Below are 17,018 nucleotides of genomic sequence, written 5' to 3'. Positions count from 1 at the left end.
CGCCGTACCCCTTCTAGGGCGTGTTGTGAAAGTCCCGCCGGCCCGGCGGTGCCTGGCACGCACGCTCGCTGCGTTGTCGGGGTCGCCCCGATACATCCGGTATCGGGGCGACCCTCCGCCTTGCGATCGCACGCACCAGGCACCGCCGGGCCCGCCCTCCGGGCGGACGTCGCCTGCCGCGGCACTGGTCAGGGCCTGCTCGGGGGCGGTCACAGCCAGCCGTTGCGCTTCAGGGTGCGGTGGATGCCGACGCACATGCCGACCATGACGGTCATGACGACCGGGTAGCCGAACTTCCAGTGCAGTTCCGGCATGTAGTCGAAGTTCATGCCGTACACCCCGCAGACCATCGTCGGTACGGCGATGATGGCCGCCCAGGACGTGATCTTGCGCATGTCCTCGTTCTGGGCGACGGAGGCCTGCGCGAGGTTGGCCTGGAGGATCGAGTTGAGCAGCTCGTCGAAGCCGATGACCTGTTCCTGGACCCGTGCGAGGTGGTCGGCGACGTCCCGGAAGTACTTCTGGATGTCGGGGTCGACCAGCCGCATCGGCCGCTCGCTCAGCAGCTGCATGGGCCGCAGGAGCGGGGAGACGGCCCGCTTGAACTCCAGCACCTCGCGCTTGAGCTGGTAGATCCGGCCCGCGTCGGTGCCGCGCGGGGTGCCCTTGCGACCCGGCGAGAACACCTCGGTCTCGACCTCGTCGATGTCGTCCTGCACGGCGTCGGCGACCGCGATGTAGCCGTCGACGACATGGTCGGCGATCGCGTGCAGCACCGCCGAGGGGCCCTTGGCGAGCAACTCCGGGTCGTCCTGCAGCCGGTGGCGCAGCGCGCGCAGCGAGCCCTGGCCGCCGTGCCGGACGGTGATGAAGAAGTCCTTGCCGGTGAAGCACATGACCTCACCGGTCTCCACGACCTCGCTGTTGGCGGTCAGCCGGTCGTGCTCGATGTAGTGGATCGTCTTGAAGACGGTGAAGAGGGAGTCGTCGTACCGCTCCAGCTTGGGGCGCTGGTGGGCCTGGACCGCGTCCTCCACGGCCAGTGGGTGCAGCCCGAACTCGCTCGCGATACCGGAGAATTCGGCCTCGGTCGGCTCGTGCAGCCCGATCCACACGAAGCCTCCGTCGCGCCGCACCTGGCGCATGGCCTCCTGCGGGGTGAGCGACTGCGTGAACGGCACGCGGGAACCGTCGCGGTAGACGGCGCAGTCGACGACCGCCGATGGCGTGGCCGGGTCGCGGGTGGTGTCGTACGCGCCGCTGTCCACCCGGCCGGTGCCCTTGCGGACACCGCCCTTGAGCAGGGAGGGACGGGCGGGACGGACCACGGCACGCAGGTCGCGGATCATCGACATGGCAGGCTCCTTCGCATCGGGCGACGAAAGGCCGCTGCGACGGGTGGAACTACCCGGAATGAGGACGTCCTGCTTCGGATGTTTGGCACGTCCACAAAGCGGGGAGCACCGCACCGTCGCGGTGGCGAGTTTCGTTACTGATTCAGATCAGACAGATCAGGCAAAGCGAAACGAAGTGCTCTTCCGCGCGAAGAAACGAGCAGGAAAGGCGGCGACCAGCCGGAGGCCCAGAAGCCAGAGCAGCTGTATCAGCGGCGGGAAGAGCGAGTGGTACTGCACGGGTGACTTCGATCCATGACAGCCCCACCTCCTCCAGCCGGTCCCTCGTAAGGGAGTCCCATCGGCGTCGGGGCAAGATCGCGACGCTTCTGCGTGCTGCCCCGAACCACCGGGCAAGAGTATCAGCCGACTGAAGTGTCAAGGCGCTGCTTTGCCCGGTACTGACGAGTTCTATGCTCGCGACATGGCTGATGTTCTTCCTCTCGTCGAGGCCCGGTTGCGTACGGCGCTGGGCGAGCCGGACGCCCGCGCGGCGGTCACCTTCCTGGGCACGGACCGCGTCGAGGTGCTCCGCTTCCACGAGGGCGACATCGTCCGCTACGCCACGCTCGGCATGTCCGCGCAGCCGATGACGGACCCCACCGCGACGGTCGCCGATCCGGTCAAGGGGCCGCGCGCCGAGCTCGTCCTCTCCGTACGGGGCGGGCTCGCCGAGACCGACAAGGTGCTCCGCCCGCTCGCCGTGCTCGCCGCGTCCCCGCAGGTCGAGGGTGTGGTCGTGGCGCCGGGCGCCTCCCTCGACGTGGGTGAGCCGCTCTGGCCCGGCGCTCCGTTCACCTCGGTGCTGGTCGCCGAGCCGGGCGGACTGGTGGAGGATCTGGAGCTCGACGACCCCCTCGATCCGGTCCGCTTCCTGCCCCTGCTCCCCATGACCCCGAACGAGGCGGCCTGGAAGCGCGTCCACGGCGCCCAGGCCCTCCAGGAGCGCTGGCTGACGAACGGGACGGACCTGCGGGATCCCGCCCGCAAGTCCGTCCCGCTGGACTGAGCTTGGGTGACCGATGTCACCAACCGGTGGCTGAAAACCATCAGTTGGCGAAGACCGTCACACCGTCCTCGGTCGCATGCCGGGGCGTCAGCTCTTCCGCCTCGTGGGCAAGTGCCTTCCGCCGTACGACGACCACGACCGCGCCGACGACCGCGGTGACCGCCGCGACCACGAACGGGATGTGGATGTCGGTCCACTCCTCGATCTTCGGCGCGAAGAAGGGCGCGGCCGCCGCGGCGAACCAGCGCACGAAGTTGTAGCCCGCGCTCGCCACCGGACGAGGGGCGTCCGACACGCCGAGCGCCAGCTCGGTGTAGACGGTGTTGTTCACGCCGATGAAGGCGCCGGACAGGATCGTGCAGACGATCGCGGTCGTGTGGTCGCCGTAACCGAGGATCAGCACGTCGGCCGCGAGCAGCACCAGGGAGCCGCCGAGCACCTTGAGCGAGCCGAGCCGCTCCTGCAGTCGTGGGGCCACGACCACCGAGCAGACGGCGAGCAGCACGCCCCACGCGAAGAACACCGCCCCCGACTTGTAGGGGGTCATGTCGAGCACGAACGGCGTGAAGGCCAGCACGGTGAAGAACGTGTAGTTGTAGAAGAACGCCGAGGCGGCGGCGGAGGCGAGGCCGCCGTGGCCGAGCGCCTTGAGGGGATCGAGCAGTGAGGTCTTCCGGGCCGGCTTCGGCTGCTCCTTCAGGAACACCGTGATGCACAGGAAGCCGACGCCCATCAGGAACGCGGTGCCGAAGAAGGGGTAGCGCCAGCTGGCGTCGCCGAGCAGCGCGCCCAGCAGGGGGCCGCAGGCCATGCCGAGGCCGAGGGCGGACTCGTACAGGAGGATCGCCGCCGCGCTGCCGCCGGCCGCCGCGCCGACGATGACCGCGAGGGCCGTCGACACGAAGAGGGCGTTGCCGAGACCCCAGCCCGCGCGGAAGCCGACGAGTTCGGCGACCGAGTCGGAGGTGCCGGACAGGCCCGCGAAGGCGACCACGAGGGCGAGGCCGAGCAGCAGCGTCCTGCGGCCGCCGATACGGCTGGAGACGAAGCCGGTCACCAGCATCGCGAACGCGGTGATCAGGAAGTACGAGGTGAACAGCAGGGAGACCTGGCTCGGTGTGGCGTCGAGGCCCTGGGCGATGGACGGCAGGATCGGGTCCACCAGGCCGATGCCCATGAAGGCGACCACCGAGGCGCCGGCGGTCGCCCAGACCGCCCCGGGCTGTCGCAGCAGGCCGCCGGCTCCCGCGTCGAAGGGGTCCATGGGATGACTCCGTCCTGGTAGAAGGTTGGTATTTACACACGATAAGTTAGACGGACTAATTAATGCAAGTTACATCTACCTTTTTGGTTCCGTCCGGACGGGTGATCGTCCTTGACGTGGGCCTGCTCCGGTAGGACCGTGGGGCCCTATGAGGGGCGAACCCAGTTGCCCGAAGTGTGGTGGCCGGGTCAGGGCTCCCGGACTCTTCTCCGACTCCTGGCAGTGCGATGTGCACGGGACGGTGCATCCGCTGCAGCCCGTGATCCCGCCCAGCGTCGAGGCCCTCAGTGTCGTGGTGCACCGCACGCAGGTGCCTGTGTGGATGCCGTGGCCCCTGCCCGTCGGATGGCTCTTCACGGGGGTGACGTACGCCGGTGACGACCGCAGTGGTGGTCGCGCCACCGCCGTCGCCTGCTCCGGACCGGGGCCGCTCGGAGGGGTGGGCGAGCTGATCCTGGTCGCGGAGGAGCTCGGGGTCGGACTCGGTGCGTGGTACGCCGGGATCGACGGGCCGGATCCCGGGCCCTACATGAGCGTGGAGAAACCCGCGCAGGCGAAGGTGCTGGCGGCCGGGCGGCCGACTCCCCTGTGGCATGTCTCCGCCACGCCGGACGACCGGGCGGTGTTCGCGGGGGAGGCGCGGGGGTTGTGGCTGTGGGCGGTGGTGTGGCCCGAGCAGTCGGGGCTGCTGATGTACGACGAGCTGGTGCTGACGGATCTGCGGGATGCGGGGGCAGAGGTGGAGTTGGTGCCTTGCGGGGCGTTGTCGCCGCGCCTGCTCAAGCCGTAGACCGCGGTCGCGGGGCCGGGTGTGTAGGGGGTGCTTCCGGGGTGCGGGTGTGACATGGGGTGTTCGAAATGGGCGCTATGCTGGAGCGTCCCGTTCCGCCCCGTCCCGTCCTGGAGTTCGCTCGTGCGCATTGACCTGCACTGCCACTCCACTGCCTCCGACGGTACGGACACCCCCGCCGAGCTGGTGCGCAATGCCGCCGCGGCCGGACTGGACGTCGTCGCCCTGACCGATCACGACACTACTCGCGGGTACGCCGAGGCGATCGCCGCGGTGCCGGAGGGGCTCACGCTGGTCACCGGTGCCGAGTTGTCCTGTCGTATCGACGGGGTCTCCATGCACATGCTGGCCTACCTCTTCGACCCGGAGGAGCCCGCTCTGCTCGCCGAGCGCGAGCTGGTGCGCGACGACCGGGTGCCGCGGGCGCAGGGCATGGTCGCCAGGCTTCAGGGGCTCGGTGTGCCCGTCACCTGGGAGCAGGTGGCGCGGATCGCGGGTGACGGTTCCGTCGGGCGGCCGCATGTCGCGACCGCGCTCGTCGAGCTGGGTGTCGTGCCGACGGTGAGCGACGCCTTCACGGCCGGGTGGCTGGCCGACGGCGGGCGGGCCTACGTCGAGAAGCACGAGACCGATCCGTTCGAGGCGATCCGGCTGGTCAAGGGTGCCGGCGGGGTCGCCGTCTTCGCGCACCCGGGCGCCGCCAAGCGCGGCCGTACGGTCCCCGAGTCGGCGATCGCCGAGATGGCCGCCGCCGGCCTCGACGGCATCGAGGTCGACCACATGGACCACGACGACGACACCCGAGCGCGCCTGCGCGGGCTCGCGAAGGAACTGGGACTGCTGGTCACCGGCTCGTCCGACTACCACGGCAGCCGCAAGACCTGCGTGCTCGGCGAGTACACGACCGACCCCGAGGTGTACGGGGAGATCACCCGGCGGGCGACGGGGGCGTTCCCGGTGCCGGGGACCGGCGGGGCCTGAGGCTCACCCCTCGGCTCGTATTCACCCGTCTTCCGCTTCACCCCTCTTCCGCAAGGCCTCTGCACTGATGTTCGACGTTGCCGTCTTCGGCTCCCTCTTCCTCACCCTTTTTGTCATCATGGATCCCCCTGGGATCACCCCGATCTTCCTCGCCCTGACCGCCGGACGTCCGGGCAAGGTGCAGAAGCGGATGGCCTTCCAGGCGGTCTGCGTGGCGGGCGGTGTCATCGCCGTCTTCGGGCTCCTCGGTCACCAGATCCTCGATTACCTGCACGTCTCGGTGCCCGCGCTGATGATCGCGGGCGGGCTGCTGCTCCTGCTGATCGCGCTCGACCTGCTCACCGGCAAGACCGACGAGCCGAAGCAGACCAAGGACGTCAATGTCGCGCTCGTACCCCTGGGGATGCCGCTGCTGGCCGGTCCCGGTGCGATCGTGTCCGTCATCCTCGCCGTGCAGCGGGCCGACGGTGTCGCCACGCAGGTGTCGGTGTGGGCGGCGATCCTCGCCATCCATGTCGTGCTGTGGCTGGTGATGCGCTACTCGCTGCTGATCATCCGGGTCATCAAGGACGGTGGCGTGGTCCTGGTGACACGGCTCGCGGGCATGATGCTCTCCGCGATCGCCGTGCAGCAGATCATCAACGGGGTCACCCAGGTGATCCGGGGGAGCTGACCGCTCCGGTGCGCACAGAGCCCCGTACGGCGTCGACGCCGTACGGGGCTCTGAAGGTTCTGTAAGGGACCCGTGGGTTACGAGGCCGTGGAGTCGGCCGGACGGATCCACAGCCGCTGCCCGATGGCGGCGGCGTCCTGAACGATCCGGTTGACGGAGGCGGCGTCCACGACGGTGCTGTCCACGGGCGTGCCGTCGACGTCGTCGAGTCGCATGATTTCGAAGCGCACCGGCTTCTCCCTTCGTCTGGTCATCCTCCTGGAGGATTGCTTGCTACACGAGTAGTCAACGGGCTGCGTGTTACAAACATTCCCTACGCTAAAGAAATTTTTCGAACGGCTAATTACCAACCGGTACGAGAGCTTGTGGAGACTGAACGGGATCGGTTGTGTTCACAGCGTGACCGCCAGGACAATGGAGGTGATGAACGACGACCTCGCGGCCCTGGCCGCCCGCATCGACCGCACGAACGAGCTGCTGACCCGCATGCTCGCCGAGGTGGCCAAGACGCCCTCGACCCATGCGATCTTCGTCGACGCGGGGTATCTCTACGCGGCCGCGGGCCGGCTGATCGCCGGGACGGAGGACCGGCGGGCCTTCGACCTCGACGCGGAGGGCCTGCTCGAGGCGCTCATCGACCGCGCCCGCACGATCTTCGCGGACAGCCGCCTGCTGCGCGTCTACTGGTACGACGGCGCCCGGCGCCGCATCCACACCGCCGAGCAGCAGTCCATCGCCGAGCTCCCGGACGTCAAGGTCAGGTTGGGCAACCTCAACGCCAACAACCAGCAGAAGGGCGTCGATTCGCTGATCCGCAGCGACCTGGAGTCACTGGCCAGACACCGGGCCATCAGCGACGCGGCCCTGCTCGGCGGGGACGAGGACCTGGTCTCGGCGGTGGAGGCCGCCCAGGGGTACGGAGCCCGCGTCCACCTCTGGGGCATCGAGGCACCCGAGGGCCGCAACCAGGCCGAGCCGCTGCTCTGGGAGGTCGACAGCCAGCGCACCCTCGACCTCGACTTCTTCAAGCCGTACGTCTCCCGGCGCACCGCCCCGGCCTACGAGGCGAACGGCACGAACCGGCCCACCCGTGAGGACGTCCGCTTCGTCGGCGCCCAGATCGCGGCCAAGTGGCTGGCGGCGCGCGGCCGCGAGGCCCTGGTCGAGCTGCTGCCCGGCCACCCCTACCTGCCCGGCTCCGTCGATCAGGACCTCCTCGTCGAGGCCGAGGGCATCCTGCAGTACTCCCTGCGCGGCCAGTCCGACCTCAGACGCGCACTGCGGGACGGGTTCTGGGAGCACGTTCAGGCGCAGTACTAGGACGTGAAGATCTTGAAACAGCCCCCGGCTCGCACCGCTTCAGGCCCGATGGGCATGTGCTGGCACATCAGGGCGAGGCGGGCGGGCGGAGCAAGGTCTTCAGACTCCTAGGACGTGGTGTGGCGGTCCCAGAAGTCGGCGAGGGCGTGGGCCGTCGGCAGCGGCCGGTCCTGGTTCGGTGAGTGCTCGGCGCCCGGGACGACGGTCCGGTGCGCGCGCAGCTGTACGGCCATCTCGTCCAGGAGGGGCACCGGCCAGGTGTCGTCGCGGGAGCCCGAGAGGACGTGGAACGGGAGGGGGACGGCGGCGAGTTCGGCGACGCGGTTCGGCTCGGTGCACAGCTCGCGGCCGGTGGCGAGGAGTTGGGCCGGCTTGTGGTTCAGCCAGCGCAGCCGCAGCCGTTCCGGGTCGCCGAAGCCACGCGCCGGACCGCCGACCTCCTCCGGCGGGCCCATCGCCAGGATCGCCTCCCACACCTGCGCCATCGTCATCACGGCGAGCGCGTCGTGCAGCAGCTTCACCCGCTGCTTCTGCGACTCCGAGATCTCGGCCGGGCCCGAGGCGACCAGGGTGAACGACACGAAGGGGGAGGGGTCGAGCAGGACGGCGGCGCGGCCGATCTGGCCGCCCAGGGAGTGCCCGACGAGGTGCAGGGGGGTGTCGAGGGCGGCCGCCTGCGCGAGCACGTCCCGCGCCAACTCCTCGCGGGCGTACGGGGATTCGTCGTCGGCCGGACCGTCGGACTCGTTCTGCCCGCGTCCGTCCACGGCGACGGTCCGGTAGCCGCGCGCCGCGAGCGGCTCGTGCAGCTGGTGGAAGTCCTCCTTGCTGCCGGTGAACCCGGGCAGCAGCAGCGCGACACCCCGCTGCTCCACACCGGCGGCCACGGGCGAGTCGACGACGGCGAAGTCACCGCGCGCGGTCCGCAGCGGGTACGCGCGGGCGCCGGGGGGCGGGGGGAAAGCGGGCGAGGTGCTGGTCGGCCTGGTCACGTGCCGAGGCTACCCGGAGGGCCGCCCTCCGGGACCTGTTGGGCACGAACGCCGACGGCCCGGCTCCTCCGCGCTGGAGGAACCGGGCCGTCCGGGTGGTGACGCCGTGTCGGTCAGCCGTCCGCGGGCTCCGCGGCGGCCGTCGCCTTGCGGGTGCGGCGCACCCTCGGCTTCGCCTCGGCCGTCTCGGAGGCCTCGGCCGCTGCCGGGGCGGCGGCCGCGGTCTTGCGGGTGCGGCGCGGCTTGACCTCCGCTTCCTGCGTGGCCTGCGCCGGGATGTCGGCCGTGGCCGTCGCCGCGGTCTTGCGGGTGCGGCGGGGCTTGGCCTCGACGGCCTCGGCGGTGTCCACAGCGGCCTCCACAGCGGCCTCCGCCGTGGCGGCCGCCTTGCGCGTGCGGCGGGGCTTGGCCTCGACGGCCTCGGCCGTGTCCGCAGGGGCCTCCGCCGTCTTGCGCGTGCGGCGGGGCCTGGTCACGGCCGCGGCGGCCGCTTCCGGGGTCTCGACCGTCGCGGTGGCCGTCTTGCGGGTGCGGCGCGGCTTGGCCGCAGTGGCCTCGGCCGTGTCGACGGCGGCCTCCGCCGGGGCAGCGGCCGCGGTCTTGCGCGTACGGCGCGGTTTGGCCTCCGTACCCTCCGCCGTGTCGACGGCGGCCTCGGCCGGAGCCGCGGCCGCGGTCTTGCGGGTGCGGCGCGGCTTGACCTCCGGCTCCTGCGTGGCCTGCGCCGGGATCTCGGCCGTGGCCGTCTCCGGGGCCTGGGCGGCCTTGCGGGTGGTCCGGCGACGCGGCGCGGCCTCGACGGCCTCGGCGGTGTCGACGGCGGCCGTCGCCGCGGTCTTGCGGGTGCGGCGCGGCTTGGTTTCGACGGCTTGTGCGGCCTCGACCGTCTCGACCGCTGCCTCGGGTGCGGTGGCCGTGGTCTTGCGGGTGCGGCGCGGCTTGGTTTCGACGGCTTGTGCGGCCTCGACCGTCTCGACCGCTGCCTCGGGTGCGGTCGCAGCCGTCTTGCGGGTGCGGCGCGGCTTGGTCTCGACGACCTCCGCCGCCTCGGCCGCGACCTCTGCGACAGCCGGAGCCGCCGCCTTGCGGGTACGGCGCCGGGGCGTGGCCTCCGCGGCCTCGGCCGTGTCCACGGCCGTTTCGGCGGCCGGGGTCTGAACAACCGTCGGCTCCGTCTCCGCGGACTTGCGGGTGCGGCGCCGGCGCGGCTTGGCCGGGGTCTCGGTGGCCTCGGGGGCGTCCAGGGCGGGGCCCTCCGCCGTCGTCACGGCCGCCTCCGCGGCCTCAGGGGCGGCGGACGGCACGGACTCCACGGCAGTCACGGCGACCGTCTCGGCGCCCGCTCCACCGCGCGTACGGCGCCGGCGGCGCGGCGTGCGGGACGCGGCGGCCTCCTCGGCCACCGGCGTCTGCTCCGCCGTAGAGACCTCCGGGGTCCCGTCGAGGGCGGTTCCGCCGCGCGTACGACGGCGGCGGCGCGGCGTGCGGGCCGGGCGCTCGTGCTCGGAACGGTCGGCGGAGCGGGACTCGCCCCGGCCACCGCGCTCGCCCCGGCCGCCACCACGACCGCCGCGTGCCCCGCGGCCGCCCGTCTCGCCCAGGTCCTCCAGCTCCTCCGCGTCGAGCCCGGCGCGCGTGCGCTCGGAGCGCGGCAGGACACCCTTGGTGCCCGCGGGGATCTTCATCTCCTCGAAGAAGTGCGGGGAGGTGGAGTACGTCTCCGGCGGATCGTTGAACGAAAGCTCGAGCGCCTTGTTGATCAGCTGCCAGCGCGGGATGTCGTCCCAGTCGACCAGCGTGACCGCGATGCCCTTCGCGCCCGCGCGGCCCGTACGGCCGACGCGGTGCAGGTACGTCTTCTCGTCCTCGGGGGACTGGTAGTTGATGACGTGGGTGACGCCCTCGACGTCGATGCCTCGGGCGGCGACGTCGGTGCAGACGAGGACGTCCACCTTGCCGTTGCGGAAGGCGCGCAGCGCCTGCTCGCGTGCCCCCTGGCCGAGGTCGCCGTGGACCGCGCCGGAGGCGAACCCGCGCTGCTGGAGCTGGTCGGCGAGGTCGGCGGCGGTGCGCTTGGTGCGGCAGAAGACCATGACCGGACCACGGCCCTCGGCCTGCAGGATGCGCGCGACCATCTCGGGCTTGTCCATGTTGTGCGCGCGGTACACGTGCTGCGAGATGTTCGCGACGGTCACGCCCTCGTCGTCCGGCGCGGTGGCGCGGATGTGCGTGGGCTGCGACATGTAGCGGCGGGCGAGGCCGATGACGGCGCCCGGCATGGTCGCCGAGAACAGCATGGTCTGGCGGCGCGCCGGCAGCATGCTGATGATCTTCTCGACGTCGGGCAGGAAGCCCAGGTCGAGCATCTCGTCGGCCTCGTCGAGGACGAGGGACCTGATGTGCTGCAGGTTCAGCTTCTTCTGGCCCGCGAGGTCGAGGAGCCGGCCCGGGGTGCCGACGACGACGTCGATGCCCTTCTTGAGGGCCTCGACCTGGGGCTCGTAGGCCCGGCCGCCGTAGATGGCGAGGACGCGTACGTTGCGCACCTTGCCGGCGGTCAGCAGGTCGTTGGTGACCTGGGTGCACAGCTCGCGCGTGGGGACGACGACGAGCGCCTGCGGGGCGTCGGTGAGGTCCTCGGGCTTCGCGCGGCCGGCCTCGACGTCGGCGGGGACGGTCACGCGCTCGAGGAGCGGGAGGCCGAAGCCGAGCGTCTTGCCGGTGCCGGTCTTGGCCTGTCCGATGACGTCCGTGCCCGACAGGGCCACGGGGAGCGTCATCTCCTGGATGGGGAAGGGAGTGGTGATGCCGACGGCCTCCAGGGCCTCGGCGGTCTCGGGAAGGATTCCGAGCTCTCGAAACGTCGTAGTCAGGGTGCTGCCTCTTCTGTGTGTGCGGTGCGAGGCGAGCGCGGGGGTCTTTGACGGACCGTGCCGGGGACGTCGGCTGCCATACGGGCAAGCCTCGAGGGGCAAGCCGTTTGGCACGGGACCTCTGCCGACGCTCTAGCGCTCGTACCGCTGGAGGGTGTCCCTCCGGTCGTCGTACGCAATGTGCCGTACGGCCAGGGAGGGCTGTCGGGTCGGAGCCGATCGGGCCACCGACCGGGCATCCTCATACGTGCGGCCCGTCGAATACTCGGCAGGCGCATTACCACCATACCCCGGAAACGTGCACACGTGATGGCCGATTCGGTCACGTTGTGGTTGTCACACCGTCGGACGCGGTCGGGTGCGTCGTCGTGGCCACACTGATTGACCAGGGACTTCCGCTGCGCGGCGAGCGGGCTATTGTGCGCTCCATGACCACCTCTGACAAGCCTGACCACGCGTCCGAAGAGCCTGCCGAATCCTCCGCCACCGAGTCCGCCGCGCCCACGGGCATCGCCGCCCAGGACTGGTCGCAGGCCTCCGCCGATCCGCAGTACCGGGCCGCGGTCGTGGACCTGCTGGGCGCTCTCGCGTATGGCGAGCTGGCCGCGTTCGAGCGGCTCGCGGAGGACGCCAAGCTGGCCCCCACGCTGGAGGACAAGGCGGAGCTGGCGAAGATGGCGTCGGCCGAGTTCCACCACTTCGAGCGGCTGCGCGACCGGCTCACCGAGATCGGCGAGGAGCCGACCCTGGCGATGGAGCCGTTCGTCGCCGCGCTCGACGGCTTCCACAAGCAGACGGCCCCCTCGGACTGGCTGGAGGGCCTGGTCAAGGCGTACGTCGGCGACTCGATCGCCAGCGACTTCTACCGTGAGGTCGCGGTCCGTCTGGACATCGACACCCGCGCCCTGGTGCTCGCCGTGCTCGACGACACCGGCCACGCCGGCTTCGCGGTGGACCGGGTGCGCGCGGCGATCGACGCCGACCCGCGGGTGGGCGGACGGCTCGCGCTGTGGGCGCGGCGGCTGATGGGCGAGGCGCTGTCGCAGTCCCAGCGGGTGGTCGCGGACCGGGACGCGCTGTCGACGATGCTCGTGGGCGGTGTGGCGGACGGCTTCGACCTCGCCGAGGTGGGCCGGATGTTCTCCCGCATCACCGAGGCCCACACCAAGCGGATGGCGGCCCTGGGGCTCGCGGCGTAGCGACCGGGCCCTAAGCCGGCGAGGCCGATCGTCGGCGCAGTCGGCCCGCGGGGCGCAGCAGCAGGGAGAGCGAGGCGGCGGAGACGACCGCCGCGCCGATCAGGCTCACCAGGACGGTGCCGGGGCCCAGCGCGCTGTGGGTGACGAAGTCACCGAACAGGGCTCCGGCGACGCCCGTCGCGAGGACGAGGGCGCGGACCGGCAGGCGGTGGGACAGGCGTTGGAACGCCGTCCACGCGAGCGCGAGCCCGAGCGCGGCGGAGCCGAGCGCTTCCAAGATCATCTGGGTCCCTTCCGAGCGGCCGGGCCGTGCATCAAGGTCGTAGCCCGTCATACCCGTGACCTGCGGAATGCAATCCTGCCGTGGGGGTGCGTCGTGCGCCGTCCGTGAACAAGTCGCGGAAACGGAGAAGGGACCCGGCGGTCGTCGTCGTGACCGCCGGGCCCCTTCCTCGATGCGTGTGCCTTACAGCGCGCCGAAGCCCACCTTGCGCGGGGCGGGCTCGCCCAGCTCGACGTAGGCCAGGCGGTCGGCCGGTACCAGGACCTTGCGGCCGTGCTGGTCCACGAGGCTGAGCAGCTGCGACTTCCCGGCCAGTGCCTCGGCCACCACGCGCTCGACCTCCTCGGGAGTCTGACCGCTCTCCAGAACGATCTCGCGGGGCGCGTGCTGCACGCCGATCTTGACCTCCACGGCTATGTCCCTCCGACGGTCATGAGATGCGCGGGCGTCCGCGCCGTACGCTGCACACATTAGCCCGGTGAGGGGACGTAGGCGGCGCGGCCGTCCACGCCAGGAGCGAACAGCGGGCGGGAACAAACGCGCGGCGCCGGGTGTGCTCAGTGCTGATCGGTGCCGTGCAGGGGGAAACCGGCGATGCCCCGCCAGGCCAGCGAGGCCAGCAGCTGCACCGCCTGGTCGCGCGGAACGCTGCGGTCGCTGTGCAGCCAGGAGCGGGCCACGACCTGCGCCAGGCCGCCCAGCCCGGAGGCGAGCAGCATCGACTCCGCGCGCGAGAGGCCGGTGTCCTCGGCGATGACGTCGCAGATCGCCTCGGCGCACTCGTTGGTGACCTTGTCGACGCGCTCGCGGACCGCCGGCTCGTTCGTCAGGTCCGACTCGAAGACCAGACGGAAGGCGCCGCCGTCGTCCTCCACGTACGCGAAGTAGGCGTCCATGGTCGCCCGGACGCGCTGCTTGTTGTCGGTCGTCGACGCGAGCGCGCCGCGCACGGCCCCGATCAGCGACTCGCAGTGCTGGTCCAGCAGGGCGAGATAGAGGTCGAGCTTGCCGGGGAAGTGCTGGTAGAGCACCGGCTTGCTGACGCCGGCCCGCTCGGCGATGTCGTCCATGGCGGCGGCGTGGTAGCCCTGCGCCACGAAGACTTCCTGTGCGGCGCCCAGCAGCTGGTTCCGTCGGGCACGGCGCGGCAGGCGCGTGCCTCGCGGGCGTGCCGCCTCTGTCTGCTCGATGGCTGTCACGCCGCCTCCCAAAGTCGTCCTCATGCGGTGTGCGCCGCGCGGCCATCGTACTTTTCGGTAACCCTGTGGCGCGCGGTGCGAGCGCAGAATTTCACGGACCGGACGATCACGAAAGCCGTACAGAAGGTTTCGAAACGGGGTGGTCCGGGCATAATGCGGCCCCCTTGCGCGGCACCCCTGGCTCCGGCGTCAGCGGTAGTCGTCCTCGTCGAGCGAGACGACGCGCGCCTGTTCGACGAGGTCCGCCTCGTTCGCCCGGGCGGGGTCCACGCTCTCCAGAGGGTCGTCGCGCTCCGGGGTGACGTCCGCGGACTGCTCGGCGGCGTCGTTCTCCGGCGCCTCGACGTCGATCTCCCCGAAGTCGTCGTCCTCCTCGATGAAGGTCTCGGGGTCGGTGGGGTCGGCGGCCATGGTGGGCTCCCTTCCTACGAACGTCCCTGGAACACGCAGGGGCCACAAGCGGGTGCCCTCAGTACGAGCCTAGGAGACACCTGTTTCGGACGCTATGCGATGTGCCCCCGATTCGCGCCGGTACTGGCGGGCGTCCTGTTCGACGCCTGTGACGCCGAACACACATGGTCGTGCGTGATCGTCTCGTAACATTGCCCGCATGTCTTCGACCGAGCTGCCGTCCGTGCCGCCCACCAGTGTGCTGCCGAAGGTGGCCTCCGTCAGGGTCGCGGAGGGCGAGCGCCTGAGGTCGGTGGGGCTGCCGGGCGTGACCCTGACGATCCGCTCCAGGCCGCCCGCGCGCGAGGGACTCCAGCGCGCTCTGTTCGTGCACGGCCTCGGCGGGTCCTCGCAGAACTGGTCCGCGCTGATGGCGCTGCTCGACGGTGCCGTGGAGAGCGAGGCCGTGGACCTGCCCGGCTTCGGCGACTCCCCACCGCCGGACGACGGCAACTACTCCGTCACGGCACACGCGCGTGCCGTGATCCGTTACCTCGACGCGTCCGACCGCGGTCCGGTCCACCTCCTCGGCAACTCCCTCGGCGGCGCGGTGTCCACGCGCGTCGCCGCGGTGCGCCCCGACCTCGTCCGCACCCTGACCCTGGTCTCCCCCGCCCTGCCGGAGCTGCGCGTCCAGCGCACCGCGGTCCCCACCGGGCTGGTCAGCGTGCCCGGCGTGGCCACGCTCTTCACCCGGCTCACCCGGGAGTGGACGGCCGAGCAGCGCGTCAGAGGCGTCGTCTCGCTCTGCTACGGCGATCCCGGCCGCGTCTCGCCGGAGGCGTTCCGGCACGCGGTGGAGGAACTCGAGCGGCGACTGCGGCTGCCGTACTTCTGGGACGCGATGACGCGCTCCACGCGCGGGCTGGTCAGCGCCTACCTCCTGGGCGGCCAGCACGGGCTGTGGCGCCAGGCCGAGCGCGTCCTCGCCCCCACCCTCCTGATCTACGGCGGCCGCGACCAGCTCGTCGGCTTCCGCATGGCCCGGCGTGCCGCCCGCGCCTTCCGCGACTCCCGCCTGCTCACGCTGCCGGACGCCGGGCACGTGGCGATGATGGAGTACCCGGACACGGTGGCCATGGCGTTCCGGGAGCTGCTCGCCGAGACCGCCGACGCCACCTCGGGGGGCTGAGGCAGACGTGGGACGCCACAGCCGGCGTGGACCGGCGCCCAAGAGTGCGCCCAGGGGTTCGTCCGGTACCTCTCCGAGTGCCCCCTCGCGTGACGCCGACGGCACGCCCGCGCGCGGAACACCCCGCCTACCCGACGGGACACCCCCGTACGGCTTTCCCGGGCTCTCCGGCGGCGCGGGAGACGGTGCCGCCGGCCGGCACCCCGACCCGACCCCGGCCCACGGCTTCCCGCAGGTCCGGGGCGGGCATCCGGAACAGCGCGAAGCCGGGGGCGGCTGGGGTGACTTGAGGGGCCGCCAGACGGGTACCGGGCAGCCGGTGATACCGCGACAGAGACCCATTCCTGCCCAAGGCCCGCGACAGGGCCCCCGCCAGGGCCCGCGCCAGGAGTACCTCGACGCCTTCGGCCTCGACGAGGACGACGACGTCTTCACGCGCGCGGGACGGTCGGTCACGCCCCCGCGCCCGCGTGATCCGTACGCCCCCGTCGCGGACCCCCGCGCCCCGGTCGCGCTCCCGGTGGACGACGACGCGCCGCCCACCGGCGTGCCCGTGGACGTCAAGGGCACCAAGGGTCGGACGTTCACCGGTATCGCCGCCGCCGCGGTCACGACCGTGCTGGCCGTCGTGGTGGCCGGCCAGGTGACCGACGGGCGCGACGACCGCGTCCAGTCGCAGTCGGCGGCCGGCGGAACCCTCGACACCGCCGCGCCGAGCCCCTCCGCGTCCCCGTCGGCCGTGAAGCTGACGTACGAGCAGAAGATGGACACGAAGTACGGACTCGGTGCCAAGCTCAAGGGCAACGGGAAGTTCGACGCGATCCCGGGCATCGCCAAGGCGCCCGGCAAGGGACAGAAGTACACCTACCGGGTCGACGTGGAACAGGGGCTCGGTCTGGACGGCACGCTCTTCGCGCAGGCCGTGCAGAAGACGCTGAACGACGACCGCAGTTGGGCGCACAACGGCGCGCGCACCTTCGAACGGATCTACTCGGGCAAACCCGACTTCGTCATCACCCTCGCCAGCCCCGGCACGACCGCCACCTGGTGCGCCAAGTCCGGCCTGGACACCACGGTGGACAACGTCTCCTGCGACTCGGCCGCCACCGAACGCGTCATGATCAACGCCTACCGGTGGGCCCAGGGATCCGAGACGTACGGCGACGAGATCCACGCCTACCGCCAGATGCTGATCAATCACGAGGTCGGCCACCGGCTCGGCAACCACCACGCGAACTGTCAGAAGGACGGCGAGCTCGCACCGGTCATGCAGCAGCAGACGAAGTTCCTCGACCACGACGGCATCCACTGCCTGCCCAATCCCTGGCCCTATCCGTCGTAGCGTTCGCGCCGGAGTGAACTCCTAGCGCGACCGAACGCGGCCCGCACGGGAAAGTTACGACCGTTCACCCCTTTTGGTGGCGCGATGGACAACCGTCCGTCGCGCCACCCACTTGTC

General features: G+C 71.2%; 17 protein-coding genes. 8 read left to right on the top strand and 9 right to left on the bottom strand.

The features are described 5' to 3' along the window. Positions 1-209: 209 nt before the first annotated feature. Entirely contained in the window at positions 210-1,355 is a 1,146-nt protein-coding gene (locus ACIBVL_RS36265; RefSeq protein WP_399104247.1) for a magnesium and cobalt transport protein CorA, read from the bottom strand. 463 nt (positions 1,356-1,818) lie between these two features. Between ACIBVL_RS36265 and ACIBVL_RS36260 the strand changes: the two genes are divergently transcribed. Beyond that, a complete protein-coding gene (locus ACIBVL_RS36260; RefSeq protein ID WP_399104246.1) occupies positions 1,819-2,403 on the top strand; it encodes a suppressor of fused domain protein in 585 nt (194 codons plus the stop codon). A 40-nt stretch (positions 2,404-2,443) separates the two neighbouring features. On the opposite strand, the gene ACIBVL_RS36255 is transcribed toward ACIBVL_RS36260, so the two are convergent. Then, positions 2,444-3,667, bottom strand: coding sequence for an MFS transporter (locus ACIBVL_RS36255; RefSeq protein ID WP_399104244.1), 1,224 nt, complete (start codon positions 3,665-3,667; stop codon positions 2,444-2,446). A 148-nt stretch (positions 3,668-3,815) separates the two neighbouring features. Between ACIBVL_RS36255 and ACIBVL_RS36250 the strand changes: the two genes are divergently transcribed. The 3 genes from ACIBVL_RS36250 (at position 3,816) to ACIBVL_RS36240 (ending at position 6,111) form a co-directional block, all read left to right on the top strand. Beyond that, positions 3,816-4,457 (top strand): DUF6758 family protein, encoded by a 642-nt coding sequence (locus ACIBVL_RS36250; protein WP_399104242.1) that lies wholly within the window; start codon positions 3,816-3,818, stop codon positions 4,455-4,457. A 123-nt stretch (positions 4,458-4,580) separates the two neighbouring features. Then, positions 4,581-5,438: a PHP domain-containing protein gene (locus ACIBVL_RS36245; protein ID WP_399104240.1), complete on the top strand. Its 858-nt coding sequence runs from the start codon at positions 4,581-4,583 to the stop codon at positions 5,436-5,438. Positions 5,439-5,505: 67 nt separating this feature from the next. Next, positions 5,506-6,111 carry a MarC family protein gene (locus ACIBVL_RS36240; protein ID WP_399104238.1) on the top strand — a complete coding sequence of 202 codons (606 nt, stop codon included), beginning with the start codon at positions 5,506-5,508 and terminating at the stop codon, positions 6,109-6,111. Positions 6,112-6,188: 77 nt separating this feature from the next. On the opposite strand, the gene ACIBVL_RS36235 is transcribed toward ACIBVL_RS36240, so the two are convergent. Further along, positions 6,189-6,365, bottom strand: coding sequence for a hypothetical protein (locus ACIBVL_RS36235; RefSeq protein ID WP_399104391.1), 177 nt, complete (start codon positions 6,363-6,365; stop codon positions 6,189-6,191). Positions 6,366-6,534: 169 nt separating this feature from the next. On the opposite strand from ACIBVL_RS36235, the gene ACIBVL_RS36230 reads away from it, so the two are divergent. Beyond that, positions 6,535-7,431 (top strand): NYN domain-containing protein, encoded by an 897-nt coding sequence (locus ACIBVL_RS36230; RefSeq protein ID WP_399104379.1) that lies wholly within the window; start codon positions 6,535-6,537, stop codon positions 7,429-7,431. Positions 7,432-7,538: 107 nt separating this feature from the next. Here the strand turns inward: ACIBVL_RS36230 and ACIBVL_RS36225 are convergent, their stop codons facing one another. After that, complete coding sequence (locus ACIBVL_RS36225; protein ID WP_399104236.1) at positions 7,539-8,423, bottom strand: alpha/beta fold hydrolase; 885 nt, start codon at positions 8,421-8,423, stop codon at positions 7,539-7,541. Positions 8,424-8,536: 113 nt separating this feature from the next. Beyond that, positions 8,537-11,203 carry a DEAD/DEAH box helicase gene (locus tag ACIBVL_RS36220; protein ID WP_399104234.1) on the bottom strand — a complete coding sequence of 889 codons (2,667 nt, stop codon included), beginning with the start codon at positions 11,201-11,203 and terminating at the stop codon, positions 8,537-8,539. A 521-nt stretch (positions 11,204-11,724) separates the two neighbouring features. On the opposite strand from ACIBVL_RS36220, the gene ACIBVL_RS36215 reads away from it, so the two are divergent. Continuing rightward, complete coding sequence (locus ACIBVL_RS36215) at positions 11,725-12,495, top strand: ferritin-like fold-containing protein (protein ID WP_399104232.1); 771 nt, start codon at positions 11,725-11,727, stop codon at positions 12,493-12,495. A 10-nt stretch (positions 12,496-12,505) separates the two neighbouring features. Here ACIBVL_RS36215 and ACIBVL_RS36210 read toward each other — a convergent pair whose 3' ends face one another. From ACIBVL_RS36210 to ACIBVL_RS36195, 4 genes are all read right to left on the bottom strand, one after another. After that, the gene (locus ACIBVL_RS36210) at positions 12,506-12,778 is read right to left on the bottom strand and encodes a hypothetical protein (protein WP_399104230.1); all 273 of its coding nucleotides are present in this window, start codon (positions 12,776-12,778) and stop codon (positions 12,506-12,508) included. A 183-nt stretch (positions 12,779-12,961) separates the two neighbouring features. Continuing rightward, complete coding sequence (locus tag ACIBVL_RS36205; protein ID WP_030784015.1) at positions 12,962-13,189, bottom strand: DUF3107 domain-containing protein; 228 nt, start codon at positions 13,187-13,189, stop codon at positions 12,962-12,964. Between the two features lie 146 nt (positions 13,190-13,335). Beyond that, positions 13,336-13,977 carry a TetR/AcrR family transcriptional regulator gene (locus tag ACIBVL_RS36200; protein WP_399104228.1) on the bottom strand — a complete coding sequence of 214 codons (642 nt, stop codon included), beginning with the start codon at positions 13,975-13,977 and terminating at the stop codon, positions 13,336-13,338. 189 nt (positions 13,978-14,166) lie between these two features. Further along, positions 14,167-14,388 (bottom strand): hypothetical protein, encoded by a 222-nt coding sequence (locus ACIBVL_RS36195; protein ID WP_399104226.1) that lies wholly within the window; start codon positions 14,386-14,388, stop codon positions 14,167-14,169. A gap of 199 nt (positions 14,389-14,587) precedes the next feature. Between ACIBVL_RS36195 and ACIBVL_RS36190 the strand changes: the two genes are divergently transcribed. Together ACIBVL_RS36190 and ACIBVL_RS36185 are read left to right on the top strand one after the other, a co-directional pair. After that, positions 14,588-15,559 carry an alpha/beta fold hydrolase gene (locus ACIBVL_RS36190; protein ID WP_399104224.1) on the top strand — a complete coding sequence of 324 codons (972 nt, stop codon included), beginning with the start codon at positions 14,588-14,590 and terminating at the stop codon, positions 15,557-15,559. Positions 15,560-15,878: 319 nt separating this feature from the next. After that, entirely contained in the window at positions 15,879-16,901 is a 1,023-nt protein-coding gene (locus ACIBVL_RS36185) for a DUF3152 domain-containing protein (RefSeq protein ID WP_399104222.1), read from the top strand. Positions 16,902-17,018: the final 117 nt, after the last annotated feature.

Origin of the sequence: Streptomyces sp. NPDC049687, from assembly GCF_044465285.1 — a bacterium.
GTDB lineage: Bacteria > Actinomycetota > Actinomycetes > Streptomycetales > Streptomycetaceae > Streptomyces.
Note: the sequence above shows the minus strand (reverse complement) of the source record. Positions and strands in the feature narration are given on the sequence as shown.